9 protein-coding genes are annotated in these 10,504 nt (G+C 58.3%); 2 read left to right on the plus strand and 7 right to left on the minus strand.

The features are described 5' to 3' along the window. Positions 1-7 precede the first annotated feature (7 nt). The 6 genes from H7H48_RS17140 to H7H48_RS17165 are packed head-to-tail and all read right to left on the minus strand — an operon-like array spanning position 8 to position 4,259. Entirely contained in the window at positions 8-2,014 is a 2,007-nt protein-coding gene (locus tag H7H48_RS17140; protein ID WP_229450271.1) for a transposase domain-containing protein, read from the minus strand. Continuing rightward, positions 2,011-2,475 carry a hypothetical protein gene (locus H7H48_RS17145; RefSeq protein WP_206994396.1) on the minus strand — a complete coding sequence of 155 codons (465 nt, stop codon included), beginning with the start codon at positions 2,473-2,475 and terminating at the stop codon, positions 2,011-2,013. The genes H7H48_RS17140 and H7H48_RS17145 overlap by 4 nt, the downstream gene beginning before the upstream one ends. Further along, positions 2,472-3,290, minus strand: a complete 819-nt coding sequence (locus H7H48_RS17150; protein WP_229450272.1) for a ParB/RepB/Spo0J family partition protein — start codon at positions 3,288-3,290, stop codon at positions 2,472-2,474. The genes H7H48_RS17145 and H7H48_RS17150 overlap by 4 nt, the downstream gene beginning before the upstream one ends. Then, positions 3,290-3,658: a hypothetical protein gene (locus tag H7H48_RS17155; RefSeq protein ID WP_229450273.1), complete on the minus strand. Its 369-nt coding sequence runs from the start codon at positions 3,656-3,658 to the stop codon at positions 3,290-3,292. The genes H7H48_RS17150 and H7H48_RS17155 overlap by 1 nt, the downstream gene beginning before the upstream one ends. After that, on the minus strand, positions 3,655-3,969 hold the full coding sequence (locus H7H48_RS17160) for a hypothetical protein (protein WP_229450274.1): 315 nt from the start codon (positions 3,967-3,969) through the stop codon (positions 3,655-3,657). Before H7H48_RS17160 ends, H7H48_RS17155 begins: the two co-directional genes overlap by 4 nt. Next, on the minus strand, positions 3,966-4,259 hold the full coding sequence (locus H7H48_RS17165) for a helix-turn-helix transcriptional regulator (RefSeq protein WP_229450275.1): 294 nt from the start codon (positions 4,257-4,259) through the stop codon (positions 3,966-3,968). Before H7H48_RS17165 ends, H7H48_RS17160 begins: the two co-directional genes overlap by 4 nt. Before the next feature lie 195 nt (positions 4,260-4,454). Here H7H48_RS17165 and H7H48_RS17170 point away from each other — a divergent pair, with 195 nt between their 5' ends. Beyond that, on the plus strand, positions 4,455-4,928 hold the full coding sequence (locus H7H48_RS17170; RefSeq protein ID WP_255664094.1) for a helix-turn-helix domain-containing protein: 474 nt from the start codon (positions 4,455-4,457) through the stop codon (positions 4,926-4,928). A gap of 428 nt (positions 4,929-5,356) precedes the next feature. On the opposite strand, the gene H7H48_RS17175 is transcribed toward H7H48_RS17170, so the two are convergent. Beyond that, a complete protein-coding gene (locus H7H48_RS17175; protein ID WP_229450277.1) occupies positions 5,357-6,241 on the minus strand; it encodes a serine protease in 885 nt (294 codons plus the stop codon). A gap of 1,136 nt (positions 6,242-7,377) precedes the next feature. Here H7H48_RS17175 and H7H48_RS17185 point away from each other — a divergent pair. Continuing rightward, the gene (locus H7H48_RS17185) at positions 7,378-10,458 is read left to right on the plus strand and encodes a hypothetical protein (RefSeq protein ID WP_229450278.1); all 3,081 of its coding nucleotides are present in this window, start codon (positions 7,378-7,380) and stop codon (positions 10,456-10,458) included. The last annotated feature ends 46 nt before the right edge of the window (positions 10,459-10,504 follow it).

The following is a 10,504-nucleotide window of genomic DNA, read 5'->3' on the forward strand; positions in this document are numbered from 1 at the left end:
AGGCCGGTTATTGGGCGGGATTTCTCCCGCCCTTTTTTTCGGAACCGTACTCACTACACTGCGGTTCATTCCCTTTCGGGAATTCGAGGATCGAGGCGTTGCGCGTCATTCGCAGCGCCCGAGAAAGACTATCTTCAAACTCATCTTCGCTGATGGCTGGCGCTGCCGCGCGAACGGCGAGATTGCCGGTTGCGATGCGCGTGACCTTCGGGCGTGGAGCGGGCGTTTCCCGCTCCTCGCGCTCTGCCGGGCCATGGGCGAGGATTGCCGCGAGCTGCTCGGCCGACAGGCGCGCATGCGCCCGGCGTTCAGCTGCGACGGCCTTCTGGTAATCGTTGCGCGCCTTGGCGTGCGTTCGAGCGGCCTCAGCATCGTAGAAGCCGGCATCTTCAATGCACTCGGCCTCACAGATGAGTGCGTTGCTTTCGTCATAGACCTTGAGCGGCCGGGTCAGGTGATCCGGGTCAAAGCGGACGGTCAGGTATCGGCCGGCATACGCATTCAGTTCACGGCTCCAGTACCGGTTGCCGTAGAAGTGGATTTCGCCGCTGCCCTTCTGTGCTCGGATACGATCTGCTGCCAGAAGCCAGAGGGCACGCTGTGCCGACGTCGGCCAGCGCACAATGGTGGCCGGGTTTTCGAGGCTCGCCTGAAAGGTCTCATCGAAGCTTCGGCCCGCGCACGAGCGCGCCGTGCGGCCGGGGCGAGCGTTGTGTTCCGCGATCTGTTGATCGACATGCTCGCGGAAGGCTTCGAGTGGAACCGCGCGCGAGGCGTAGTTCTCGGGCTTCGCGTCCGGCTTGTTTCCGGTATATGCACCCGCGCAGAAGGGGTGCCTGGCGATGTCGTCGGCCAGATCCCGGAAGGCGCGCTCGATCGGCTTTGACTGGCCGGAGAATGGCTGCGCCCACTTGAGCTCGATGCCAAGCGTTGTGATGAGGCCCTGCGGTTCCTCCTCGCGGACCTTGTAGCGATAGCGGGTGCGCGAACCACCGGTGATCCACTTCGATGCAAAAGCCCGGCCATTGTCGAGCGTGATCATGTCGGGGATGCCGTAGCGCTCCACCATGTCGCCGATGACGAGACGCACGGTCTCTTTGTTTTCGCTTTCGGAGATGCGCCACGCGACGAACTTGCCGGAGAAAATGTCCTGAAGCGCGATCAGCATGACGCGGGTGATCCGGTCATCTGGCATTTTCACGAACACGTCGAGCTTGTGGCCGTCCATGTTCACGGCCTGCATTGCGTGCAGGTCGGTGCGGGAGCGGCGCTGTGCGGGATACAGGGTTTTGACCTTGTCCTTTCCCGAACGCGCCAGCACCTGAACCGCCTCTGGCACTTCGGCATCAAGCCGGCGGCGCAGAGAACGCTCGGATGGTATTGGCGACCAGCCTTCCTTCTTGGCGGCTTTCTGGAGCCGCCGATAGCAACTAGAGAAGGTCGGTCTCTCAGGCCGCAGAAAATCAGATTTGATGTAGTCCCAAGCGCGCTCGTCGATGCCGGACTTTTGGGAGCCGTTTCCGTGCGTGGGGGCCAGCGCTGCGAGCCAGTCGGAGCGATCATAGCCGAGGCACATGCCCTGCCAGTTGTAGAGTGTGGCTCGGCTGACGCCGGCCTGCCGCGCCGCGACGCTGACAGCAACAGCCGGAGCGATGCCCGCATCTTTCAGCTCGACCACTTGGAGGACAGCCTTCAGGCGGCGTTCACACTCATTTTTCGCTTCTCTTGAGAGGGCTTCGAAGAACGACCAGATCCGCGCCCGGTTCTCTGCTTGAGCGTTGGTGTCATCATTGGCCGTGGCAGAGTGGATGATCGTCAGCCGGGTCTGCGCCGCTTTAGGAAGAAGCAGGATGCTGTACTCCCATCCGCCGCCCCGGCGAGCGACCTTGCGGGCCAGTCCTTCCTTCGAGCGCCAGCCCTCCGCCTTGGCGAGTGCATCCAGCCCCTGCCGGGTCTGAGGCATGTCGGGCAGGCGGGCCGCTGCGAGTTCGGGGATCGTGAACCAGTCCTTCATGGACGCCCCCGTCTTTTGATGGCCACTGGCGTGGAACGCAGTGTCTTGATGGAAGCTGCGATCTCGCGCTGCTCCTGCTGAAGGCGTGCAATCTCGGCGAGGCGCGCCTCATCCCCTTCAAGCAGCGTCAGGCCATCTTCGGAGACCACCATGTCCCATAGCCAGACCGCTCCGGTCGCGCGGACGAACGCCTTGAACCGGATGAGGCTAATGTCATGGCCCTCCTTGCTCTCAGCCGTGTAGGCGTCGAGTGAGGCTTTGGAGATGCTGGCTAGCCCGAGATACTGCGCCATACGGGCGGCGATCGTCGGCCGATCATATGGACACTCACGGATGGCTTGAGCCATGGCGCGCTTCAGCTTCGAGCGAAAGCGCGCCATGTCGATCTGCTCGGCTCGCGCACGTACTGGAAACAAAGGCGCTTGGAACAGATCAAACTGGTCAGGATGCCGCTTGCTCATGCGGCATCTCCATCATCAGCCCCGATATGCTCAATAAATCGCGCCTTGGTGGGGGCGCTGGCTCGCTCCCATGTGCCAACGAGCCGCGCGAAGATCTCTTCCTGCGGGTCAGCTTTCTTCGGTGGAGTTGGATTGCTCGAAATGAGCTGCAATGCCTGCTTCAGGTCGCCGGTTTCGCGAAATGCAACCGCTGCGCTGCGCTGCAGCTTTGGCTCAAGTTTCGCAAGCTTGAGAAGGGCAGACTGGTTGTCGGCCACTGGCGTGCCCCGCACGGCGTGGCGCACATCAGGGTGCAGGTTTCTGGAAATCTGGCCGAGCAGCTCAACCGAGCGGGGTGAGAACCCCATGCGTTCGGCGACATGGGTTGAGAAGCCAGCTCTTGCTTCATCTTCGATCAATTCCGCAATGTTTGCGGATTTGCGAAGATCCGGGTTTCCGCGCTGGACCTTCCCGTGTTTTCTTTCCCATGTGTCTCGGTAGGTCTGAACAAAGATAGCGCGGTCGAGGGCTGACAGATCGTTGCGAAAGAGGTTCTCTTCGACCTCAATCAAAACCGCCTCGTCCTTATCCGCTGACACAATGATCGCCTCAATTTCGGCGTCATCGAGCAGCTGGATCGCGCGGAGCCTATGCGCACCAGCCACCAGTGTGTACTTCCCGCCTTTGGATGCAGGCGTTGCGCGAACGGTAATAGGGTTCAGCAACCCGTGCTCGACGATAGAGGCCTGAATAGCCAGTGCATGGTCGTCTTCCACGGCCCGTAGCCGTTCCGGAACGATGATCTCAGAAATCGGGATAAGCTTGTAGTCGGCCATTATGCAGCGTCCTTCAGCTTCATTATTTCGCGGTGGTAGATGTGGAGCGCCCGGTCGGACATGCGCTGATAAGCATGATTGAACACCGGGCACTGCCGGCGCTTCGTGACGGTCCACATGGCGAATGCTATGCGGCCGCGATTGCGGTCGACGAGTTTGGACGTCCGCCGCTGTGGCACGTCGAAAGCGTCACGCATCAGGGTAAGTGCTACCTGGCGGGCGAGCGCTGCATCGAGCTTCTCTCGCGGCGGCGCAACGATGTCCCTTATGGCGAGGTGCGAGAAGTGCTGCTGCGAAGCCCGGAAGCAGCAAGCCAGCATCAACTGGAGCCGTTCATTCTCGGAGTGGAGATTGATGCTGCGGGTCATTGTGTCACCACGAACATGAGAATGCCGAAGCTGGCGCAGAGGGTTGCCAGAGCGACCACAAGCGATTGCACAAAGCGGCGCTTCGCATTGTCCGCCGCGTCGAACGGTGTGAACGGGTTTGACCTGTCGAAATTGGCCGAACGATTAGACGTTGCCGCAAAGGTCGCGTTCACCGAGGATCGTGGTGTGACGCTGACAGCAGGCGAGCGGTCGACAGCCGGGGTGAGGGGAACTCCCGCGACCACCTTGCCGGATAGGTCCGGACGCAAAAGGCTAGAGCGGCCCCGTGTGTTGAAAGTGCCACAAGTCATGCAACCGCCCTCCGGTCCTTGTCGGAGGTCGCTTTGCGAGATGACGTGGAGCCAAACTCTGGTTTGAAGATGCGATTGCGGGTTTTGGGATACCTGTCGGGAAAAACCTTCTCGACCGGCTCCTCCAGGAAGTCAGCTATCGCCCTTTCTGCTGGCTCGTTGGGCCGTGTCCAGATATTCTTTACGCCAGAAGTGCTAAGACCATAGCGCTCGGCAAGGCCGGTGAGGGTCATGCCTCTACGGCGCATATGGGCAAGGATAGAATGACGGTCCCACCTGGGAATTGTCATCGGCTTCTCCTCAAGGAGCGGATGCTGCAACATCCGCTTTTTGTTGGTTTGTGTTGTGCAATTGCCGCCTGAAAGATCAGGCGACTTAGATAGGGGTAAAACGGATATTCGTTTTTGTAAAGCGGAAATTCGTTTTACGAGGGTATAGGATTGGCGAGGCCTGAGTCTAAGCCGAAAACGCCGGTTGCTGCGCGTTTGAGAGAAGTTCGTCGATCGCTTGGAGATCCCGATCGTGAGGTGATCGCCCAAGCTGTAGGCGTTAGCAAAAGCACTCTTGCGTCGTATGAGCGAGGTGAAAGTGAACCGCTGGCTTCTGTCTTGCGTGCCTACAACGAGAAGTTTGGTGTGAACCCGACTTGGCTTGTGCTTGGCGCAGGCGATATGTTTGCCGTTCCACCAACGCGCATGGAGAGAGACGCGCTAGAGCCTGCATTTATGAAAAGGCTCGCGGGTATCGTTAATCGCATTCACCGGGAGGCTGGCATCCGACTACGGCCCGAAGACGTCGCGTCCGAAACGACCAGTTTTTACAATGAGCTCGCCCGACGCGTAGACGACCTTAGCGATCATGAGGAGGTTGAGGTGGTGTTGAAACAGGTGGAGCATCTTCTTAAGAAGCGCTTGTCTGAAGCAGTGGCCAGTCCAGGCACTGGTAAACGCTCGGCCTGATGATAGTAAATGCGTGCGCGTGTGCGCCTATGGGCGCGCTGGAGTCGCCATGGAGCCAATTCTTCTGTTGTTAGGTTGAGTGGAGAGACGAGCCGGCTATCTTGTCGGCGGCAACTCGTACGGAGGCACCAGTGTCCCGGTGTGCGAGAGCGTTCGACGATCTTCGGTTTCGTAGAACTGCGGAGTGTTTGTCATTTCAGAAAGCTGCCTTCATCCCTAATGGTGGAACGTTATTGGTGCAGATATTCTGTTGTAAATGGATCGCAATTATTTGGTTCAATAGTTCAGATAGGCCGCAGGAGATTGTTTAAAGTCCTCAGGTGCAAGTCGACGCACGGCACGGATACCGGATCAGTCGATTGGGCGTAGCCGAAAATAGGCGGATCTGAGCTCAAAACTACGGATACTGCATGAAACTTGAATGCCTGCTACTGGTGAGACGCAACCGGCAGCCCCTTTCTAAAATGCGCCGAGCAAACCTGAGCAATGGCATCTTTTGTCCAACACAATCCCAAAGCGGCTTCACCTTCGCTTTCTGGGATGCGTCCACTATAAATTCCGATGAACTCCGTTGCTTCAGACCCGAAGATGTTCACATCGTCTCGGTACCAGAAGTCCGGGTCGTCAAGATCGATTGCTTTGTAGGGATCTTTGGCGTCCCACATGCCTCTAAATCGCGCGAATACAGGTGAACCAGACATTCCCTGGCGAGTGTAACCGTCTAGAAAAAACGCTGGAACTCTACGCCCGCCCACATCGACGTTGTAGAATGGCTCCGATGCAATGAATGTAGATTTCCAAATAGGAAGTCCAAATCCCGTTTGGAGCCCCCGAGGAAAACCTATGACAAAAGCTAGTTCGCCCGGAAGAACCGGCACCCGAGCGCCACTGATCATGTTCACGCTATTGTGCATGAACTCCGGTTCTTGGTCGGGTTTCGGGTGAGCAATAGCGACAACGTCACAACGCTGATGAGGATGCTCAAGCCATAATTTGTCGAGTTGTGCTTCAGGATCACCATAGATTTCTACCCTTCGGCTAACGATCCCAAAATTTCGCGTGTGATTGGTGGTGGAGGATTGCCACGACGCAGTATGGACCTCGATCCATAACGGCGTCCGCCCTGATTTGTTGAGATTGTCCCCGCTGAAGAAGTCTTTACCTGTTAGATTATGCCAGTTAGTCACGATGAAACGCGTTTCATTGTGCAGGTAATGGAATGCTGTCCCTGTCGATATCTCGCCGCCCAAGTCATGCATAGAAATTTTGAAAGGGGCCTGTGAGTAGGTTGATCTCACTCCGTTCTCTGGCATTAGACTCTCCGTCAATAGTTGGACACTCGACAAGGAGAATTGTCTAACATTGCCTCGAAAAGTTTCAGCAACAATTATGGTATGGGCGCGCAGACCAATACGTCATAGCTGCTCCGGCTAAGATTGGGCGTAAGCTACATTGTCGTTGTCGCTCAAAAAAACGCAGCTTGTTGAGCTTTTCTCCAAACCGGAAATTGGCGCACATCCATGGTTGTGACAGTCATGTGTTCGGTAGCATTATGAGAGTGACTTTTGCTTCTTGAAATCAAGCTTCTCACCGGGGTCATAGGGCGTATTCCTTTGGATTGTATGGAGATTTCTAGCTATCTCCGCCAAGACTCCCGGCATTTGCATCTAAAATTTGCCTACTGCCCTATTGGCGCTGCCTCAGTGCCAGAACTGGGTTCTTTTCTAAGAGCGCCTTAAAAGGCGCTTCTACAACGGTTTGAGGGCTGTCGAGGTTTTGCAAGCAGGCGTTTTAAAGGCGAATTGTCGAAGTGCCCGAAACTCTCCGCCATCGCCTCCAGATGTTGCAGCTTTCGGCACGCACTCTGTCAAAACGATGTGTAGCTCGATCGCGCAACTGTACCCGCAAAGCCTTGAGTTTCCGCCATTCCCCGGCCGTTCCCGCTTCATCCCGCAATTCCCCGTATTGTCTAATGGCTGGTGTCAAACAACACCCGGCGCCTGATCGAACTAAGCCTCCTCGTCCTCAAGGCGGGCCTCGTCCAACGCGGCGACGATAACCGCGAGATGATCTAAGGCGCGCTCATTTGGATGGCAGAAAAGCTCCAAAGCGCGGACGGCGAACGAGCGCGAGAATTGTGGGCGGGAAACAGGAAGCAGGTGTTCGAGGCAGGCCTGCCAGGGGCAACACTCCCCGCGCCTGATAGCAACAGGCAGACCAATTGCAGGCCTGTGAAAACCAGGTAGAAGCATTGCGTCCGGAAGACGACGTTTCGCCTTCCATGATGAATCCGCGACCGATCTGCGACCATAAGTATTTACAACCCGCTGTACGCGCACGGGATCCGGCCGGCTCCCGGCGGCTTTAAGTCTATGCTTGCAATTTGCATCGGCCTGCGGATGGCGGCAAGTTTGCAGGAGAGGCAAGCCGGTTTGGGGGACAACTGGACGTGACAAGAAAGTCTGCGGGCACCGCCAGGAGACAATCGAGGACAACGATATCGCGCCAGTCAGGTGATGTCCTGGCCGCAGAGCACAAATCGGTCGTCTGGATCACCGCGCCCGCGGGGAGCGGAAAATCCGTCTTTGCCATGCAGATGTGCCGCCGGCTCGGCGGGGCATTTGTGTGGCTGCGTGCCGAGCCGCGCATGGCCGATATGGGCGCGTTCCTGACCTCTCTCGAGTCGGCGTTCCGCAATGCGTTTCCGAAATACGATCTGCCCGCTCTGGCTTCGCAGGACATCGCATTCCCCGTGGACTACCTGCGGCGCTTGATCGCCGCCGGTGGCTGCGGCAACCGTATCACCGTTGTGCTGGACGATCTCCACGTTTTGCCTGCCGAAGCTGCCGTGCATCAGGCGCTTGCCGATGCGGTCAGTGATGATACCGGCGACATCCGAGTTGTTCTGGTTTCGCGTGAGGCCCAACATCCTGCATGGTTGAGGCTCAATGCCATCGGCAAGGCGATGGTGGTCGATTTCGACATGCTGAAACTTAACGAAACCGAAGCAGATGAACTGATCAGCGCGTTCGATGGCGATTGCAGCCGCTGGTCGGCGCCGGAACTGGTCCGCGCCTCCGGCGGGTGGATGCTCGGTGCATGCCTGCTACTGCAATCTGCGATGTCCAGGGCTGACGATGCCGCCGACCGACTTGCGCCCGATTCAACGGATCTGCTCGATCTCATTGTCCATGAACTCGTTGAGCCGCTCTCCGAGCCGGACCGCATCATGCTTTGTCGGGCCGCACGGTTGCCCAACCTGCCGGTCAGGATTGTCGCGCACGCGCTCAATCTGCCGCGCGGCGACAAACGGTTGGCGAGGCTGGCGGACAGATTGCTGTTCGTCGAACGGGACGGCAGCGACCGGTTGCAGATTCACGACCTTCTCAAGGCAGCACTTCACCACCATTATTCAGACCTCGTCGACGCAGCCAAGACTGCCGAACTCGGCTCAAGGGCCGGTCAGGCGCTGCTTGAAAACGGGGACGTGGGCGAAGGATTGTTGCTCTTGTCGGCGTCGGGCGCATGGGATGCCCTAAGGGATGCGATCGCTGAATATGCGCCGTCGCTTGGCGAACAAGGTGAACTCGGCGTCATCCTGGCCGCGCTGGAACCTATGCCGGAAGCGGAATTGGAAACCAGCCTGGCACTGCGCTACTGGTATGGCGAATCCCTGCTCGGCGTTAATCCGGCCAAGGCGTGCGAGGTCTTATCGGCCGCGCTTGATGCGGCACAGCAATGCCATCAGCAGGAGTTGTTGATCCCGATCTGGACAGCACTGATAGATTCCATATGGTTTAAATGGACAGATCTCCACCTGCTGGATGATCTGATCGTCATGCTGCCGCAGTTAACGCAATTGGCGAGAAAGCTTGGGCCGCGCAGCGAGGCATCTCTGGCACGCGGGGCGTTCGTCGCAATGCTGCTCCGCCGACCCGATCATCCTGATTTTCCGTTCTGGGAACAGTGTAATCTGGACTTCTATTTCCAGACCTTGCCCCGTCACGAAACCATCAGGCGCGGCATTCAATTGATGTTTCGTTATTGCTATTGCGAGGGCCATCGCTGGAAAGCCGCTCAGGTCCGGACGCGACTGAACCAGGTCTTTGACGAGGAGTTGGCGCCTGCTGTCGACATCTGCGCGCGTCACTTTGTTGCCGCCGAGTTCCTGTCGATTTTCGATGCTTCGGGTGACGAGACATTTCGCGCAATGGAGAGCGGAATCGAAGCCAACGCGAAACATCAGCAGCAGTTTTTCGATGGCGCGCTCCTGAATGCTGCCCTGTATAAGGCGCTAACCCTGGAAGATCGCGATAGAACGCGGCGTTACCTGACCATGCTTTCCGTTCGTGTCGGCCCCCAAGCTCCCCCGCCTTACGTCGCCTTTCATCAGCACTTTATTGCCTGGGATCATTGGCTCAGCGGAGAGTATGATGCAGCACTCGCGGTTATTCTGGGCGCGCACCGTGCAGGTGAACGGATCGGGATGGCTTTGTTCCCCGTTCTCTATGGCAATGCCGTTGCCGCCGTCCTCCAAAGCTTGGAGCGCCGGCGCGAGGCCCTGGCATGGCTGCGCCGTGCACGCCGGGCTGCGGCCAGGCAGAACAGTCCGCTGCTCGTCTTTCTAAGCGGGCTGCGCGGGGCTTTCCTGGCGTTGAAGAGCATCAATCCTGATCGCGCGCAGCCCTATCTGCGTACGGCGCTCGCGGCGGGCGCCACAATGCGGTTCTATCTTCATGCCTGGACGAGCCGGGCCGAAATGGCCGAATTGATGCGCTTTGCGATCCTCAACGATATCGAGACCGACTACGCCAATGAATTGATCCGTGTGCTTGGTCTTGCCGGAGAAATACCGTCCGAGGCAGATGGTGCCCGGATACAGATCGTTTCGCTCGGACGTTTCGACGTTTTGGAGGGCAGTATATCGCGCCTGACTTCGGGCAAGCTCCCGCGCAGCCCCATTGCGCTCGCCGTGCATCTGATTGCGGCGGGCCAGGATGGCGAGTCCAGCGAGGCCCTGGCCGACCGGCTCTGGCCGGAGCTCGATGCGACCGACGCGCGCAAACGGATGAAGTCGACCGTCTACCGCTTGCGGCAGATGATCGGAATATCTGAAGCCATTGTCACGCAGGGCGGCCGCATCGCGCTCGATCCCGATCATGTTTCCATCGACGCGTGGGATCTGATGGCGCTGGCAACGGCGCCCGGCTGGACAGCGGAAGCCCGCTATACGGAGGCGCTCCGGCTTTATCGCGGACCATTTGTCTACCACTATGCCGACGATACGGGATTGATCGCATACGAGCACAAGCTTGAGGAAGCGGCGATAAACGCTTGCGCGGCCTTTGTCCGCTCGCTCAACGTCTCGGGGGACTGGCCGCGCGCACTGCGCGTATCGAGGGAGGGGTTGGAGCGCCTCGGCTTCCGTGAAACCCTCTACGACTTGGCCACCGAAGCCGCCGAACACCTCGGCGTCGAGCTGGATGTCGACGCGCTGGAAGCAGATGCAAGGGCCGGCGATCAAGCGTAACAACACGTTCGCAACTCTGTTGCCAGTTCGCAACATCCAGCCGCAA

The sequence above is a fragment of the Nitratireductor sp. B36 genome (assembly GCF_020833685.1).
Lineage (GTDB): Bacteria > Pseudomonadota > Alphaproteobacteria > Rhizobiales > Rhizobiaceae > Nitratireductor.

Coding starts and splice junctions, on each gene's coding strand:
- H7H48_RS17140 (WP_229450271.1), bottom strand. CDS start 2,014: ATGAAGGACTGGTTCACGATCCCCGAACTCGCAGCGGCCCGCCTGCCC.
- H7H48_RS17145 (WP_206994396.1), bottom strand. CDS start 2,475: ATGAGCAAGCGGCATCCTGACCAGTTTGATCTGTTCCAAGCGCCTTTG.
- H7H48_RS17150 (WP_229450272.1), bottom strand. CDS start 3,290: ATGGCCGACTACAAGCTTATCCCGATTTCTGAGATCATCGTTCCGGAA.
- H7H48_RS17155 (WP_229450273.1), bottom strand. CDS start 3,658: ATGACCCGCAGCATCAATCTCCACTCCGAGAATGAACGGCTCCAGTTG.
- H7H48_RS17160 (WP_229450274.1), bottom strand. CDS start 3,969: ATGACTTGTGGCACTTTCAACACACGGGGCCGCTCTAGCCTTTTGCGT.
- H7H48_RS17165 (WP_229450275.1), bottom strand. CDS start 4,259: ATGACAATTCCCAGGTGGGACCGTCATTCTATCCTTGCCCATATGCGC.
- H7H48_RS17175 (WP_229450277.1), bottom strand. CDS start 6,241: ATGCCAGAGAACGGAGTGAGATCAACCTACTCACAGGCCCCTTTCAAA.